Genomic DNA, 15,407 nt, shown 5'->3' on the forward strand with positions numbered 1-15,407 from the left:
CTGATGGCCCGGCGGGCGGACTGGTTAGACTGGCGACTCGCCCCAGGGAGAGCACGCCATGCAGGACTACTTGAAACCCGCCCGCTTCGTGGACAGCGATCACCCGTCGGTGATCGAGTTCGCCGAGCGTCATCGCGGCGCCAGCGAGGACCCGCGCGCGCAGGCGGTGGCGCTGTATTACGCGGTGCGCGACGGCATCCGCTACAACCCCTACGTGTTCAGTCTCGACCCAGGCACGCTGCTGGGCAGCCATGCGCTGCGCGAGGGGCAGTCCTACTGCGTGCCCAAGGCCATCCTGCTCGCCGCCTGTGCGCGCCATTGCGGGATTCCCGCGCGCATCGGCCTGGCCGACGTGAAGAACCACCTGGCCACGCCGCGCCTGCTGGCCCTGCTGGGCAGCGAGGTGTTCGCCATGCATGGCTATACCGAGCTGTTCCTCGACGGCCGCTGGGTCAAGGCCACGCCGGCCTTCAACCTCGAACTGTGCGACGCCTTCGGCGTGCTGCCGCTGGCGTTCGATGGGCGCAGCGACAGTGTCTTCCATCCGTTCAACCGCAACGGTGAGCGGCACATGGAGTACCTGCGCGATCATGGCCATTTCGCCGACCTGCCCGAGGCACTGTTCTTCGGCCATCTGCGGCACTGCTATCCGCACTTGTTCGACGCCGCGGCGCTGCCCCTGGCCGGCGATCTGCAGGGCGAAGCGGCGAGCCATGACGGCAATCGATAGTCACCATCAGTACGCTCGTCTTTTCTATTGGCGCGGCGCCCGGTAGGGTGCCTGCATCGAAAACGGGCCGTCCCGCGGCCTCGTCGTCACGCCAAGAACAAGAGGCTGCACGCCATGCTGAAAATCTGGGGCCGGATGAATTCTTCCAATGTGCGCAAGGCGCTCTGGTGCGCGGAGGAGGCCGGCCTGGCCTACGAGCGTATCGACGCCGGCGGCGCCTTTGGCCTGGTCAACGAACCGCCGTACCGCGCGCTGAACCCCAACGGCGTGGTGCCGACCCTGGAGGACGACGGCCTGGTGCTCTGGGAGTCCAACGCCATCGTCCGCTACCTGGCGGCGCAGTACGCGCCGGGCAGCCTCTATCCACACGACCCACGGCAGCGCGCCAGCGCCGACAAATGGATGGACTGGACCACCTCGACCTTCGCCGGTCCGTTCCGCACGGTGTTCTGGGGCACCCTGCGCACCCCGCCGGAGCAGCGCGACCCGGCCGCCATCGCCGCGGCCATCGACGCCTGCGCCAAGGCCCTGGCGGTGCCGGAGCAGACCCTGGCGCGGCAGCCGTATCTCTCCGGCGAGCATTTCGCCATGGGCGATATTCCGCTGGGCAGCTTCATCTATGCTTGGTTCGAGATGCCCATCGAACGCCCGCCACTGCCGCACCTGGCGGCCTGGTACGCGCGTCTGCGCGAGCGCCCGGCCTATCGCAAGGCGGTGATGACGGCACTGACCTGAGGGGTTCCGCGCACCGGTAAAGGTTGCATTTGCCGGCGCGCGGCCTTATCTAGCTGTTCCATTTCGCCGCCGCTCCAGCCACGGGAAATTCCATGAGTTCCGCGCTTTCCATCCGTCAATTGACGAAAACCTACGGCAACGGTTTCCAGGCCCTGAAGGGGATCGATCTGGACGTCGCCGAGGGCGATTTCTTCGCCTTGCTCGGCCCCAACGGCGCCGGCAAGTCCACCACCATCGGCATCCTCTCGACCCTGGTGAACAAGACCAGCGGCACGGTCAGCGTGTTCGGCCATGACCTGGACCGCGACCCCGCCGGGCTCAAGCGCTGCCTCGGGGTGGTGCCGCAGGAGTTCAACTTCAACCAGTTCGAGAAGGTCTTCGACATCGTCGTGACCCAGGCCGGTTACTACGGCATCCCGGTGCGCATCGCCAGGGAGCGCGCGGAGAAGTACCTGACCCAGCTCGGCCTGTGGGACAAGCGCAATTCCGCCTCCCGCGAGCTGTCCGGCGGCATGAAGCGCCGCCTGATGATCGCTCGCGCGCTGGTCCACGAACCGCGCCTGCTGATCCTCGACGAACCCACCGCGGGGGTGGATATCGAACTGCGCCGCTCGATGTGGAACTTCCTCACCGAGCTGAACCAGCAGGGCATCAGCATCATCCTCACCACCCACTACCTGGAAGAGGCCGAGCAGCTCTGCCGCAATATCGCGATCATCGACCACGGCACCATCGTCGAGAACACCAGCATGCGCAAGCTGCTCACCCAGCTGCATGTGGAAACCTTCCTGCTCGACCTCAAGGAGGCCTTGAGCGAGGCGCCGGCGCTGGCCGGCTACCCCGCGCGGCTGATCGATGACCACACCCTGGAGGTGCAGGTGGAGAAGGCGCAGGGCATCAACGGCCTGTTCGTCGAGCTGGGCGCCCGTGGCATCGAAGTCCTGAGCATGCGCAACAAGACCAATCGTCTCGAGGAGCTGTTCGTGTCCCTGGTCGAGAAGAACCTGTCGAAGGTGGCCGTATGAGTTTCGAGCTGCGCGCCAACGCCATCGCCCTGAAGACCATCATCCACCGCGAGGTGCGCCGCTTCGTGCGCATCTGGCCGCAGACCCTGCTGCCGCCGGCGATCACCATGGTTCTGTACTTCGTCATCTTCGGCAACCTGATCGGCCGGCAGATCGGCGACATGGGCGGCTTCAGCTACATGCAGTACATCGTGCCGGGGCTGATCATGATGTCGGTGATCACCAACTCCTACGGAAACGTGGTGTCGAGCTTCTTCGGCAGCAAGTTCCAGCGCAACATCGAGGAGCTGCTGGTGTCGCCGGTGTCGCCGCACACCATCCTCCTCGGTTACATCGTCGGCGGCGTGCTGCGCGGCCTGGCGGTGGGGGTGATCGTCACCGTGCTGTCGCTGTTCTTCACCCGCCTGCAGATGCACCACGTCGGCATCACCGTGCTGGTGGTGCTGCTGACCGCGACCATCTTTTCCCTCGGCGGCTTCATCAACGCGGTCTATGCGCGCAACTTCGATGACATCTCGATCATCCCGACCTTCGTGCTGACGCCGCTGACCTACCTGGGCGGGGTGTTCTATTCGATCCACATGCTGCCGGCGTTCTGGCAGACGGTGTCGCTGGCCAACCCCATCCTGCACATGGTCAACGCCTTCCGCTACGGCATCCTCGGCGTTTCCGACATCCAGATCGGCGTCGCCGTCGCCTTCATGCTGGTGGCCACGGTGCTGCTCTACATCGTCTGCATCCGCCTGCTGGTGAGCGGACGCGGCATGCGCCAGTAGCCGTCGTCTCCGTGTCGCCGGCAAGGCCCCGCCTCCCATGGAGCGGGGCCTTTTCATTGGCCCCGGCGCGCTTCGGAGTTTTTCGCAAAAACTTCGGAGCCTTGCGCAAGAAAGCCGGGTGGCGCAGCCACTAGATTCCGCCATCCGGTTTTTTCAGCGTGAGGCTGACGGCCGGATGGCGGGCGAGTGACCTGCCCCCGAGGCCGCCGGCACCTGCCGGCGCCGGGCGGCCATTCCGTCGCGTGGCCCTGGCCAACGACCGCCGATGCAGTAAAATCCGCGCCCCTCGCGCCGCTCCCCCCTGGTGGCGGGCCGCGCGAGCTGCGGGCTTGCGACCGCCAGGCGGATGTCCAAGGCGGTCTACCGGTGAGAATTTCAGGCGTACCTGTCTTATCCAGGGAGCGTATGCCACAGCGACACCAGCCGTTTCTCCGTCTTGCGGAGAAGGGCTCTGATGGGAGCGGCACGGCCCTTGGGCTATCCATGTCGCTTCGCATCGCCGCCGTGCGCCGAAAGGTGCGCGGCCTGGGCTGGCGCCACCCGCGCCGGTCCGCCACGCAAGGGCCTGGATTACCCGCCGGGCCCGGATAAAAACAAGCTGCAGGGGAGCCCCCATGAGCGTCAACACGCCAACCCTGATCACTTTCGTGATCTACATCGCGGCCATGGTCCTGATCGGACTCGCCGCCTACCGTTCCACCAACAACTTCTCCGACTACATCCTCGGCGGCCGCAGCCTCGGCAGCTTCGTCACCGCGCTCTCGGCCGGTGCCTCGGACATGAGCGGCTGGCTGCTGATGGGCCTGCCCGGCGCCGTGTTCCTCTCCGGCCTGTCGGAAAGCTGGATCGCCATCGGCCTGATCGCCGGCGCCTACCTGAACTGGCTGTTCGTCGCCGGGCGCCTGCGCGTGCACACCGAGCACAACGGCAACGCCCTGACGCTCCCCGATTACTTCACCAACCGCTTCGAGGACGACAGCCGCGTGCTGCGCATCCTCTCGGCGGTGGTGATCCTGGTGTTCTTCACCATCTACTGCGCGTCCGGCATCGTCGCCGGCGCCCGCCTGTTCGAAAGCACCTTCGGCATGTCCTACGAGACCGCGCTCTGGGCCGGCGCCGCCGCCACCATCGCCTACACCTTCGTCGGCGGCTTCCTGGCGGTGAGCTGGACCGACACCGTGCAGGCCTCGCTGATGATCTTCGCGCTGATCCTCACGCCGATCATCGTGCTCTTCGCCACCGGTGGCACCGAACCGACCTTCGCCGCCATCGAGCTGAAGGACGCGGCCAACTTCGACATGCTCAAGGGCGCGTCCTTCGTCGGCGTCATCTCGCTGATGGCCTGGGGCCTGGGCTATTTCGGCCAGCCGCACATCCTGGCGCGCTTCATGGCCGCCGATTCGGTGAAGTCGATTCCGGCCGCCCGGCGCATCTCCATGACCTGGATGATCCTCTGCCTGGGCGGCGCGGTGGCCGTGGGCTTCTTCGGCATCGCCTACTTCTCGGCGCACCCGGAGCAGGCCGGCGCGGTCAGCGAGAACCACGAGCGGGTATTCATCGAACTGGCGAAGATCCTCTTCAACCCGTGGATCGCCGGTGTGCTGCTGTCGGCCATCCTCGCCGCGGTGATGAGCACCCTGAGCTGCCAGTTGCTGGTCTGCTCCTCGGCGCTGACCGAAGACTTCTACAAGGCCTTCCTGCGCAAGAACGCCAGCCAGCTCGAACTGGTCTGGGTCGGCCGCGCCATGGTGCTGCTGGTGGCGCTGATCGCCATCGCCCTGGCCGCCAACCCGAGCAACCGTGTGCTCGGCCTGGTGTCCTACGCCTGGGCCGGTTTCGGCGCGGCCTTCGGCCCGCTGGTGCTGTTCTCGGTGCTGTGGAAGCGCATGAACCGCAATGGCGCCCTGGCCGGCATGCTGGTCGGCGCCGTGACCGTGATCGTCTGGAAGCAGTTCGGCTGGCTCGGCCTCTACGAGATCATCCCGGGCTTCATCCTCTCCAGCGTCGCCATTGTGGTCTTCAGCCTGCTCGGCAAGGCACCGTCGAAAGCCATGCTCGAGCGCTTCGATGAAGCCGAGGCGGAATACGCCGAAGCCCATCTACCGGCAGCGGCGCCCGTCCCGGCGCGCTGATTTCCGCTGCGTTGGCCAAGGCCGCAGTCCCGCGAGGGGCTGCGGCCTTTTTCGTTCAGGCGGGTAGGCTCAACGCTTGCCGCTGCGCAGGGCGTCGGCGTAGCGCCAGGCGCTGAAGGCGCAGAGCGACAGGCCGAGCGCGGCCAGCGCCGCGCCGACATTACCGACCTGGGCCAGGCCCAGTGCACGGGTCACCCCGCTGCCGAGCAGCGCGCCGGCGCCGATGCCGATGTTGTACAGCCCGGAAAACAGCGCCATGGCCACGTCGGTGGCGTCGGCGGCCAGGTGCAGCACCTTGGCCTGCTGGGCCAGGCCGAAGCAGAGGATGGCGGCGCCCCAGAACAGGCTCAGCGCGAGCAGCGGCAGGGGCTGCGTCGAGAGCGGCAGGAGCAGCAGCAGGCAGCCGCCGAGCACGGCGATGGCGCTGACCAGGAAGCCGCGTGGAAAGCGCTCGCTGTAGCGGCTGAAGAGGATCGAGCCGAACACCCCGGCGCCGCCGAACAGCAGGAGCAGCAGGGTGGTGCGCTCGCCGCTGAGTCCGGCTACCTGCCGGGCGAAGGGTTCGATGTAGCTGTAGGCCGTGAAGTGCGCGGTGATCACCAGCACGGTCAGCACGTACAGCGCGACCAGCGCCGGGCGGCGGAACAGCAGCGGCAGGCTGCGCAGCGAGCCGGAGTTCTGGCTGGGCAGCAGCGGCAGGGTCTGCGCCAGGCAGAGCATGGCGAGCACCGCCAGCCCGGCGATGGCGAGGAAGGTCACGCGCCAGCCCAGGGCTTCGCCGAGCATCCGCCCCAGCGGGACGCCGAGGACCATCGCCAGGGTGGTGCCGGTGGCCAGCAGGCCGAGCGCCTTCGCCTGCTTGCCCGGCGGCGCCACGCGCACCGCCAGCGAGGCGGTGATCGACCAGAACACCGCATGGGCGAAGGCGATGCCGATGCGGCTGAGCATCAGCGTGGTGAAGTTCCAGGCGAACCCCGACAGCACATGGCTGCCGATGAACAGCAGGAAGACCAGCACCAGCAGCCGGCGGCGTTCGATGTTGCGGGTGACCAGCATCATCGGCAGCGAGGCCAGCGACACCACCCAGGCGTACAGGGTCAGCATCAGGCCGACCTGCTCGCTGGGCATGCCGAAGCTCTGCCCGATGTCACTGAGCAGGCCGACCGGGGCGAATTCCGTGGTGTTGAAGATGAAGGCGGCGAGGGCCAGGGCGATCACGCTCAGCCAACTGCCGTTCGGGGTATTGCGGAGGCTATCCATGGGGACGGATCGGGGTTCCTGAGTGAGTGGGTTGCTCAGGCCGATCCCCGGTTCCGGAGGCAATCGTGTCGCGCGCGACGACGGTGACCCGAGGCGACGGGCCTGGGCGCAAGAGAGGCGGGAAGGATTCGTTATCGGTATGGGGATGCGGCTGTGGCGCGGATTCTACGCCGCCCATCGTCCGCCCGCACCCCCGCCGGGTGTGCGCCGCCGGCGACTTGGGGTAAGGTGCCGCGCTTCCGAGTCCGCCGCGAAGACATCGCCATGACCGACAAACCCAAAGACCCGCTGCACGGCATGACCCTACAGGTCATCCTCGAACGCCTGCTGGAGGCGTACGGCTGGGATGGCCTGGCCAAGCGCGTGGACATCCGCTGTTTCAAGAGCGAGCCGAGCATCAAGTCCAGCCTGACCTTCCTGCGCCGCACGCCCTGGGCGCGGGAGCAGGTCGAGACGCTTTACCGCCGCCTGGTCCAGGACCAGCGATAGCCCGGCGGCGCCTACAGCCAGCTCACGCGCAGGGTCTCCTGGGGCGCATGGCAGCCAGTGGCGATCCCCGGCTCCAGGTACGGCTGCAGCATCGGCGCCATGCCCTTGAGGACCTGCACCGGCAGCGCCGAGGTGAACTTGAAGTCACTGGATTCGCTGCCGGCGACATAGGCGGTGAGGGTGCCGAAGTGCCGTGGGCCGAGGTAGAAGACGAAGGTCGCGGTGCGGTTCAGCGCGCGCGAACTCTTCACCGCGCCGCCGCGGGTGAAGCTTTCGATGCGGTTGTCGCCGGTGCCGGTCTTGCCACCCATCACCAGGGCGTTGCCGTTGGCCAGGCGGAAGCTGCCGGAGAGGCGCCGCGCGGTGCCGGCGTCGACCACCTGGGACAGCGCGTCGCGCAGGGTGCTGGCGACTTCCGAGGTCATCACCCGCCGTCCGACGTTGGCTTGCGGCGCCAGGCGCACCTCGTAGGGGGTGTCGGCGGCGAAGTGCAGGCTGTCGATGCGCAGGGTGGGCAGGCGAATGCCATCGTTGAGGATGATCCCCATCAGTTCCGCCAGGGCCGCCGGGCGGTCGCCGGAGCTGCCCAGGGCGGTGGCCAGCGACGGCACCAGGTGGTCGAAGGGATAGCCCAGTTGCTTCCATTGCTGGTGCAGGTCGAGGAAGGCCTCGACTTCCAGCATGATGCGGATGCGCTTGTCGCGGGCGCCCTTGTGGTGTGATTTGTAGAGCCAGCCATAGACCTGTTTGCGTTCGGCGTTGCTGGCCGCCACCGCGTCGCTGAAGGTGGCCTGCGGTTGCCGTTGCAGGTAGCCGAGCAGCCAGAGTTCCAGCGGGTGCACGCGGGCCACGTAGCCCTGGTCGTTGAGATCGTAGGCGCCGGGGCCATAGCGCTTGTAGAGGTCGGTGAGGCGTTTTTCCGTGAGCGCTTCGCCGTTGTACTTGCCTTGCTTCAGGCGTTCCTGGAGGAAGGCGGTGAAGGTCGGCAAGTCGGCCTGCGGTTGCAGGTAGCGGTGGATCGCCGCCAGCCGCACCGGCCACGGATGCAGGCCGTCGAGGAAGGTGTCGAGGCGCTCGTCGGTGGTCTTGCCACGGTATTTCTGCCAGAAGCGCAGCAGGTAGACCTGGCTCTCGTGGTCGACGAACTTGTCCAGATAGGCCTGGCGGCGCGGGTCCTTGTCGTCCTGCAGGACCGTCACCTTGCTGCCGGCGTTCTGGTACATGTCATGGCGCACCAGGTCGCGCAGCAGGCGCACGAAGGGCAGGTTGATCGACTCGCGCAGGGCATCGAGGATGGTCGGGATACGCCCGTTGTCTTCCTTACGGAAGTTGTTGAAGGTGTGCACGCCGCCGCCGGTGAAGAAGCTTTCGTAGGGGCTGGCCGAGTACTTGCGCTGCATGGCCGCGGCGAGCATCGCCGAGAGGTCGCTGCGCGGGTTGGCGATCAGGTAGTCGATGGACCAGCGGCTGATGGCATCGAGCGGCTCCACCGGCACCTTGCGCAATTCCGTCGCGGGTTTGCCGGCGTAGTCGCGGTACAGCCCGGCGATCACTTCCAGGTAGTTGGACAGCACCCGCAGCTTGGCGGTGGAGCCCAGTTCCAGCTTGCTGCCTTCGTTGATGTCGAACGGCTGGTCGGTGCTGTCGGTCTGCACGCGCACACGGTTGCCGTCGGCGCTGCGTTCGAACAGGGTGAAGCTGTAGCGCACGTCGGCGGTGCGGTCCTGGGTCAGCAGGTGCTCGCCGAACAGGCCGAGCTGCGCGGCGACGGTCGGATCGGCGAGGCGCCGGAGGTAAGCGCTGACCTGTTCCTGCAAGTCGTCCTGCAGGGTGGTGCTGAAGGACAGGTCCAGGCGGTCCAGGTCATACAGCGGCACGTTGAGCATGCCGGCCAGGCGCGTGCGGGCCAGGCTCACGCCCTTGTTGTTTTCCAGCGGCTGCACCGTCGGCTGGCTTTGCGGATCGCGGAACACCAGGCGCTGGCTGAGCGCGGCGTCGCGCAGCGCTTCGCCGATGATGCCGTTCTGCGCGAGCAGGCGCAGGTAGCTGTCCGTCAGCTCGCTCAGGGGTTTGCGCCCGCGCGCCAGGTAATAGGAGGGGCGGCGGTGGGCGATCATCAGCGAGACCACCTGGCGCAGCGCCTTGCCCTGGGCCTGCAGGCTCGCTTCATCGCCGGCCGGGGTGGTGAGCAGGCGGTTGACCTGCTGGTAGTCGGCGCCGTACCAGATCCACAGGCCGTCCGGCAGCCCGCTGACTTCGCCGTAGCCCGGCTGCGCCGAGAGCGGCACCGAGTTGAGGTAGGTGAGCACCACGTTCTTGCGCGCCGGCAGGTTTTCCGCGCCGCCCTGGTAGGCGCGCACGCTGGCCGAGGCCATCTGCCGCAACTTGTCGCTGATCGAGCTGGTGCGGCCGTCCTGGGAGTGCCGGTATTTCTCGATCTGCGTGGCCAGGGTGCTGCCGCCGGGGGCGTGGTTGCCCAGGCCGATCAGCCGCCCGCCCTGGGCCAGCGCCGCCTGGGTGAAACGGCTCCAGTCGATGGCCGGATTCAGGTAGGGGTGCTCGCGGTCGAGCAGGTCGCGGTTCTCGATGAACAGCAGGCTCTGCACGATCAGCGGGGCGATGCCCTCGAAGTTGCCGTAGAGCCGCTGCGGATAGCGGAAGTTGTAGATCGGCAGGCCGCGGCAGTCGGCGACGTCGATACCGGCCTGGGCCTTCTCCGCATAGGGCGGGAACAGTCCGTAGCCGCTGTATTGCATCAGCGCCGGGGAGAAGCGCGCCTGGTCGAGGGTGACGAAATTGCGCTCATGCAGGCGTTGCAGGAAGTCCGGCAATTGCAGGTAGCCCAGGCGTCGGTCGAAGGGGCCGTCCTTGGGATAGACCACCTGGGCGCTGGCGCCGGCATCGACCTGCCAGGTCAATTGCCCGGCATAGCGCGCCAGTTCACGCGCTTGCAGCTTGGAGGTGCGCGCCTCATAGAGCAGCGCCGCGCCCATGGCCGCGAGCAGCGGCAGGACGAAGAGCAGCAGCAGGAGGAAACGCTGGTGATGGTGAGGGGAACGAGGCTTTTTCGGGGAAAAACCGGGCTCCGGGCTGCCCGGTTGTGAATGCTGTTGACCGGAGTGCGCCGTAGAACCCATATCACGACCTGCCCATGCTTAGGCGCGGTACGAAAAGGTCCTGTGCGCGGCGGTGCGGCGTTGCAAGCGATCTCGGGTGCTCACGCAGCGCCGCTGAGCGGCGCGTCCTCGATCGCTTTCGCCTTGCCCGACCGTCGCTCAGCGACCGTTCGTCCTGAGCCTGGTGAAGCTTGAGTAAGTGGACTCCGCCGACGTGATGACCGGCATCCATCCCGATGCCGCGAAGACCCCCATACCAGCGGCCCCCCTTATGTAGAGCGTAGTCGGCGGCGGAAAATCTGCGTGGCCGATTGCATTCCGCGGCCGGGCCGGGTGCAATGCCGCCGAACCCTTGTGGAATCCCCTGCGTCATGCGCCGTCTTCTGCTGTCCTGCTTGTGCATCTTCGCCCTGGCCGCCCAGGCGGCGCCCATGCCGTTCTACCTGTGGCAGAGCCGCCTCAACGGCCACCTGGCGTGCAGCCAGACCTCGCTCGGCGATGGCTGGGTCCGGCTGTCGGGGCCCTACAGCGATGCCGGTTGCCACCAGCCGTTGAAGAGCGGCCCCTCGACCAAGGGCCTCGCCGTGCCCAAGGGCCTGTAGGCCGTGCACGAAAACGCCCTGGGCACCGGCTGCCGTCGCGTTGCATGCGCGCGCGGCAGGCTCCCTTGGCGCGGGCAAGCGGCGCCTACCAGGCTTGGCCCGTCGAGCCTAGACTCTGGCGACTGCCCCCTGGACATGCCTGGAGCCTGCCCATGAGCGATCCCAACCAACGCATTCTGCAGAGCTGGCAGGCCAACGCCCAGGCCTGGACCCGCGTGGTGCGCGAGCAGCGCATCGACAGCCGGCGCCTGGCCACCGATGCGGCGATCCTCGATGCGCTCATGGCCGCGGCGCCACGGCGCGTGCTGGACATCGGCTGCGGCGAGGGCTGGCTGTGCCGGGCGCTGGGCGAGCGCGGCTGCGTGGCGCTCGGGGTGGACGCCGCGCCGGCGTTGATCGCGGCGGCGCGCCAGGCCGGCGGGGCGCGCTTCGAGGTGTTGACGCAGGCCGAATTGGCCGCCGGGGCGGGGCACGGGCTGGGGCGTTTCGATGCGCTGGTGTGCAACTTCGCCCTGTTCGACGAAGACCTGGCACCGCTGCTGCGTGGCCTGCAGGGGCTGCTGGCGCCGGCCGGGCGTTTGCTGATCCAGACCCTGCATCCCTGGAGCGCCTGCGGTGAGCAGGCCTATGCGGATGGCTGGCGGCTGGAGACCTTCGCCGCCTTCGCCGACGCATTCAGCGAACCGATGCCCTGGTACTTCCGCACCCTTGAGTCCTGGCTGGCACTGCTGCACGCCAGCGGCTGGCGCCTCAGCCGCCTCGGCGAACCGTGCCGGCCGGACACCGGCAGTCCCTGTTCGCTGCTGCTGATCGCCGAGCTGGCGAACGACTGCGCCTGAGTCGATTCGCCGCTTGGCGCCGGGATGCTTCTGCACCATTCGGGGGCAGACGCTCCGGCGAACTTATGCAACACTCCGCGGCGACCTCAGTGGTTCACTCCCGCAATGCCCACGTCCGCTCCACAAGGGCGGGCAGCCTCTTCCGGTGTGCAGTTCCGGAAGCGTCCAGACCGATCGACGCCCCGTGCTCCCCAGCGCGGCGGCGAAGCCATCTCGTCGCGGGCGCCTCCCCATCCCGACCGCACGTTCGAGTTTTCCGCTGATATGCCCAACAACAACATCGAGGTTGCAACCCATGTCGTCCCACGATCTGCAACGGGATCTCAACGAACGGCACATCCGACTCATGGCGCTCGGCGCCTGCATCGGTGTCGGCCTGTTCCTCGGCTCGGCCAAGGCCATCCAGATGGCCGGTCCGGCCATCATGCTGTCCTACATCATCGGCGGCCTGGCCATTCTGGTGATCATGCGCGCCCTCGGCGAGATGGCCGTGCACAACCCTGTCGCCGGCTCCTTCGCCCGCTACGCCCAGGATTATCTCGGCCCGCTGGCCGGCTACCTGACCGGCTGGAACTACTGGTTCCTCTGGCTGGTGACCTGCGTCGCGGAAATCACCGCGGTCGCCATCTACATGGGCATCTGGTTCCCCGAGGTGCCGCGCTGGATCTGGGCCCTGGCGGCGCTGGCGAGCATGGGCACGATCAACCTGATCGCGGTCCGCGCCTTCGGTGAGTTCGAGTTCTGGTTCGCCCTGATCAAGATCGTCACCATCCTCGCGCTGATCCTGGTCGGTGGCGGCATGATCGTCTTCGGCCTGGGCAACGGCGGCGTCGCCACCGGCATCGCCAACCTGTGGAGCAACGGCGGCTTCATGCCGCATGGCATCAGCGGCGTGCTGATGTCGCTGCAGATGGTGATGTTCGCCTACCTCGGCGTGGAAATGATCGGCCTCACCGCCGGTGAAGCGAAGAACCCGCAGAAGACCATCCCCGGAGCGATCAACTCGGTGTTCTGGCGCATCCTGCTGTTCTACGTCGGCGCGCTCTTCGTGATCATGTCGATCTACCCGTGGAACGAGATCGGCACCCAGGGCAGCCCCTTCGTGATGACCTTCGAGCGCCTCGGCATCAAGACCGCCGCCGGCATCATCAACTTCGTGGTGATCACCGCCGCGCTGTCGTCCTGCAACGGCGGCATCTTCAGCACCGGGCGCATGCTCTACAGCCTGGCCCAGCACGGCCAGGCACCGGCGCTGTTCGCCAAGACCTCGAAGGGCGGCGTGCCGCGCAACGCGTTGCTGCTGTCGATCTTCGCCCTGCTGTTCGGCGTGCTGCTGAACTACCTGGTGCCGGAGAAGGTGTTCACCTGGGTGACCTCGATCGCCACCTTCGGCGCGATCTGGACCTGGGCGATGATCCTGCTGGCGCAACTCAAGTTCCGCCGCGGCCTGTCCGTGGCCGAAGCCGGCACGCTGCGGTTCAAGCTGTGGCTGTACCCGCTCAGTTCCTACCTGGCCATGGCCTTCCTGGTGCTGGTGGTGGCGCTGATGGCGTACTTCGAGGACACCCGCATCGCCCTGTACATCGGCCCGGCCTTCCTGGTCCTGCTGGTGCTGCTCTACCGCGTCTTCGACCTGGCGTCGAAAGGCGAGCCGGCGGGCGCGGCCAGTCGCGCCTGATGCGCTGCGTGTCATGAAAAAGGGCCTCTGCGGAGGCCCTTTTCTTTTGCTCGTTTGCCGCGCCGGCCCTATGCCTTGGCCAGCAGCGGCGGCATCGGGCAATCGAGGATGTCCGCCACCGCGCGCATCAGCTCGGCCTCGGCGACGCTGATGCGGCCGTCGAACTCGATGCAGCGCGCCATGGCCTTGAGCAGTTGCGGTTTCTGCAACGGGCGCAGTTGCGTCAGGCGCCTGAGCGCTGCTTCCAGGTCGCGCAGGCTGCCGGCTTCGGCGAGCGGGCGGGGCCGGGACGGGAAGGGCAGGCTGGCCCAGGCTTCGGCGAACGCCTGGTCGGCCGACAGCGCCGGCGTGTCGTCCAGCCGTGCGAGGAAGCCGAGCAGGATCGCCGACTCCTCGGCCAGCTCGGCCAGGGCCAGGTTGCCGATGCGCGCCGAGGCCGGGCGCAGGTTGCGTTCGACGATGCGCAGCAGGGTCCACTCCAGCAGCTTGACCCGTTTGTCGGCCTTGATCAGCAGCGCCATGTTGCTCAGCAGCGTTTCCACCTCGGCTGGCGGCAACTGCTTCAGCGCCGGAATGGCGAGGTCCAGCAGCGGCAGGCGTTGGCCCGGCGCCAGGGCCAGGAGGGCGTCGTCCAGGCGTTCCAGGGTGAATGCCAGGCTCAGGTCGAGGCGGCTGCTCAGCAACTCGCGCTGCTGCTGGCGTGCCTCGGCGTCGGCGTCGAGCAGCAGGCCGTAGATCAGCACCTGGGCGCCGGCTGCGCTGTGCGCCGCGTTGCTCAGCGTTGGGTCGAGGCTGTCGAGCGTGCTGCGCGCCTGCGCCAGGTGTTCGCTGCGTGGCTCGCCGATGGCGGCGATCGCCTGTTCGGCGGCGCTGGCGCTGAAGCCGGCGAGCGCGGCCTGCCAGGCCTCGGGGCCGAGCAGCGGGGTGTCCAGGCGTGGCTCGATCCTCGGGTAGCGGCCATCCCAGCCCGGCTCGATGCGGCGGATGCGCTCCTGCAGCGGCGGATGGCTGTCGAAGCCGAACAGCCTGGCGCCCGCGCCGTCGCCGAAGTACAGGTGGCTGAACTCGGCGCGGTGCAGGGCGGCCAGCAGCGATCCGTGGCCGCCGATCTTCTTCAGCGCCCCGGCGATGCCAGCCGGGTTGCGGGTGAACTGTACCGCCGAGGCGTCGGCGAGGAATTCGCGCTGGCGGTTCACCGCGGCCTTGATCAGGTTGCCGAAGTAGGTACCCACCGAACCCAGCAGCCAGAGGCAGGCGCCGGAGAGGACGAGCAGCAGCAACAGGGCGAAGCCGGAGCCACTGCCCGAGTCGCTGGAGGTGTCGCTGCTGCCGCTGCGGCCGCTCACGCGAATGCGAGCGGCGCTCGGCGTGTCAGCGTCCCACAGCCCGCGCAGGAGGCCTTCGCCGATCAGGCCGAGCACCAGGATGCCGTGCAGCAGCGCCACCAGGCGCGTATTCAGGCGCATGTCGCCGTTGTAGATGTGGCTGAACTCGTGGGCGATCACCCCCTGCAGCTCGTCGCGGCTGAGCAGGCCGATGGCCCCGCGGGTGATGCCGATCACCGCGTCGCGCGGGGTCACGCCGGCGGCGAAGGCGTTGATCGCGTCGTCTTCGAGCAGATAGACCGGCGGCACCGGGGTGCCCGAGGCGATGGCCATCTCCTCCACCACGTTGAGCACCCGGCGCTCGTCGGCGCCCCGCGCGTCCAGGTTGATCAGCTTGCCGCCGAGGCGTTCGGCCACGGCGCGGCCGCCCGCGCTCAATTGGCTCTGCTTGTAGAGGGCGGAAACCACCACCACGCTGACCACCACCAGGGCCACGCCCAGGTAGAGGTCGGCATTGGACAGGTTGTTCGGCGAGGTCCAGTGCGTGCCCGGCTCGCCGATGTGCCGCCAGAGCCAGCCGAGCACCAGCGTGGTGAGGCTCACCAGGCAGGTCACGGCGATGGCCAGGAGCAGGATCAGGCGCCCGGTCTGGCGGCGGGCGTGGTCCTGGTGCTGGAAGAAGTTCATGCCGCGCTCCCTG

Annotated in this window: 12 protein-coding genes; 9 read left to right on the forward strand and 3 right to left on the reverse strand. The window is 67.7% G+C overall.

Annotated elements, in window-relative coordinates; translation table 11 throughout:
- Positions 1-58 precede the first annotated feature (58 nt).
- The 5 genes from BLQ74_RS03470 (at position 59) to putP (ending at position 5,398) form a co-directional block, all read left to right on the forward strand.
- Entirely contained in the window at positions 59-730 is a 672-nt protein-coding gene (locus BLQ74_RS03470; protein WP_090260870.1) for a transglutaminase-like domain-containing protein, read from the forward strand.
- Positions 731-844: 114 nt separating this feature from the next.
- On the forward strand, positions 845-1,465 hold the full coding sequence (locus BLQ74_RS03475) for a glutathione S-transferase family protein (protein ID WP_090260872.1): 621 nt from the start codon (positions 845-847) through the stop codon (positions 1,463-1,465).
- 92 nt (positions 1,466-1,557) lie between these two features.
- Positions 1,558-2,490: an ABC transporter ATP-binding protein gene (locus BLQ74_RS03480; RefSeq protein ID WP_090260875.1), complete on the forward strand. Its 933-nt coding sequence runs from the start codon at positions 1,558-1,560 to the stop codon at positions 2,488-2,490.
- Positions 2,487-3,266 carry an ABC transporter permease gene (locus tag BLQ74_RS03485; RefSeq protein WP_090260877.1) on the forward strand — a complete coding sequence of 260 codons (780 nt, stop codon included), beginning with the start codon at positions 2,487-2,489 and terminating at the stop codon, positions 3,264-3,266. The genes BLQ74_RS03480 and BLQ74_RS03485 overlap by 4 nt, the downstream gene beginning before the upstream one ends.
- A gap of 614 nt (positions 3,267-3,880) precedes the next feature.
- Positions 3,881-5,398, forward strand: coding sequence for a sodium/proline symporter PutP (gene putP / locus BLQ74_RS03490; protein ID WP_090260879.1), 1,518 nt, complete (start codon positions 3,881-3,883; stop codon positions 5,396-5,398).
- 69 nt (positions 5,399-5,467) lie between these two features.
- Here putP and BLQ74_RS03495 read toward each other — a convergent pair whose 3' ends face one another.
- On the reverse strand, positions 5,468-6,658 hold the full coding sequence (locus tag BLQ74_RS03495) for a sugar transporter (RefSeq protein ID WP_090260882.1): 1,191 nt from the start codon (positions 6,656-6,658) through the stop codon (positions 5,468-5,470).
- A gap of 264 nt (positions 6,659-6,922) precedes the next feature.
- On the opposite strand from BLQ74_RS03495, the gene BLQ74_RS03500 reads away from it, so the two are divergent.
- Positions 6,923-7,147: a VF530 family protein gene (locus BLQ74_RS03500; RefSeq protein ID WP_090260884.1), complete on the forward strand. Its 225-nt coding sequence runs from the start codon at positions 6,923-6,925 to the stop codon at positions 7,145-7,147.
- A gap of 11 nt (positions 7,148-7,158) precedes the next feature.
- Here BLQ74_RS03500 and BLQ74_RS03505 read toward each other — a convergent pair whose 3' ends face one another.
- Entirely contained in the window at positions 7,159-10,284 is a 3,126-nt protein-coding gene (locus BLQ74_RS03505) for a transglycosylase domain-containing protein (RefSeq protein WP_090260886.1), read from the reverse strand.
- Between the two features lie 350 nt (positions 10,285-10,634).
- Between BLQ74_RS03505 and BLQ74_RS03510 the strand changes: the two genes are divergently transcribed.
- From BLQ74_RS03510 to BLQ74_RS03520, 3 genes are all read left to right on the forward strand, one after another.
- Positions 10,635-10,865: a hypothetical protein gene (locus BLQ74_RS03510; protein ID WP_090260889.1), complete on the forward strand. Its 231-nt coding sequence runs from the start codon at positions 10,635-10,637 to the stop codon at positions 10,863-10,865.
- A 152-nt stretch (positions 10,866-11,017) separates the two neighbouring features.
- Positions 11,018-11,704, forward strand: coding sequence for a class I SAM-dependent methyltransferase (locus BLQ74_RS03515; protein ID WP_090260891.1), 687 nt, complete (start codon positions 11,018-11,020; stop codon positions 11,702-11,704).
- A 295-nt stretch (positions 11,705-11,999) separates the two neighbouring features.
- Complete coding sequence (locus tag BLQ74_RS03520; RefSeq protein WP_090260893.1) at positions 12,000-13,382, forward strand: amino acid permease; 1,383 nt, start codon at positions 12,000-12,002, stop codon at positions 13,380-13,382.
- Between the two features lie 68 nt (positions 13,383-13,450).
- Here the strand turns inward: BLQ74_RS03520 and BLQ74_RS03525 are convergent, their stop codons facing one another.
- A complete protein-coding gene (locus BLQ74_RS03525; protein ID WP_090260895.1) occupies positions 13,451-15,394 on the reverse strand; it encodes a M48 family metallopeptidase in 1,944 nt (647 codons plus the stop codon).
- Between the last annotated feature and the right edge of the window lie 13 nt (positions 15,395-15,407).

The sequence above is a fragment of the Pseudomonas panipatensis genome (assembly GCF_900099785.1).
Lineage (GTDB): Bacteria > Pseudomonadota > Gammaproteobacteria > Pseudomonadales > Pseudomonadaceae > Pseudomonas > Pseudomonas panipatensis.

Excerpts from the sequence above, each read along its gene's own strand:
- BLQ74_RS03495 (WP_090260882.1), bottom strand. The coding sequence starts at position 6,658 with ATGGATAGCCTCCGCAATACCCCGAACGGCAGTTGGCTGAGCGTGATC.
- BLQ74_RS03520 (WP_090260893.1), top strand. The coding sequence starts at position 12,000 with ATGTCGTCCCACGATCTGCAACGGGATCTCAACGAACGGCACATCCGA.
- BLQ74_RS03505 (WP_090260886.1), bottom strand. The coding sequence starts at position 10,284 with ATGGGTTCTACGGCGCACTCCGGTCAACAGCATTCACAACCGGGCAGC.
- putP (WP_090260879.1), top strand. The coding sequence starts at position 3,881 with ATGAGCGTCAACACGCCAACCCTGATCACTTTCGTGATCTACATCGCG.
- BLQ74_RS03510 (WP_090260889.1), top strand. The coding sequence starts at position 10,635 with ATGCGCCGTCTTCTGCTGTCCTGCTTGTGCATCTTCGCCCTGGCCGCC.
- BLQ74_RS03470 (WP_090260870.1), top strand. The coding sequence starts at position 59 with ATGCAGGACTACTTGAAACCCGCCCGCTTCGTGGACAGCGATCACCCG.
- BLQ74_RS03515 (WP_090260891.1), top strand. The coding sequence starts at position 11,018 with ATGAGCGATCCCAACCAACGCATTCTGCAGAGCTGGCAGGCCAACGCC.
- BLQ74_RS03485 (WP_090260877.1), top strand. The coding sequence starts at position 2,487 with ATGAGTTTCGAGCTGCGCGCCAACGCCATCGCCCTGAAGACCATCATC.
- BLQ74_RS03500 (WP_090260884.1), top strand. The coding sequence starts at position 6,923 with ATGACCGACAAACCCAAAGACCCGCTGCACGGCATGACCCTACAGGTC.
- BLQ74_RS03480 (WP_090260875.1), top strand. The coding sequence starts at position 1,558 with ATGAGTTCCGCGCTTTCCATCCGTCAATTGACGAAAACCTACGGCAAC.
- BLQ74_RS03525 (WP_090260895.1), bottom strand. The coding sequence starts at position 15,394 with ATGAACTTCTTCCAGCACCAGGACCACGCCCGCCGCCAGACCGGGCGC.
- BLQ74_RS03475 (WP_090260872.1), top strand. The coding sequence starts at position 845 with ATGCTGAAAATCTGGGGCCGGATGAATTCTTCCAATGTGCGCAAGGCG.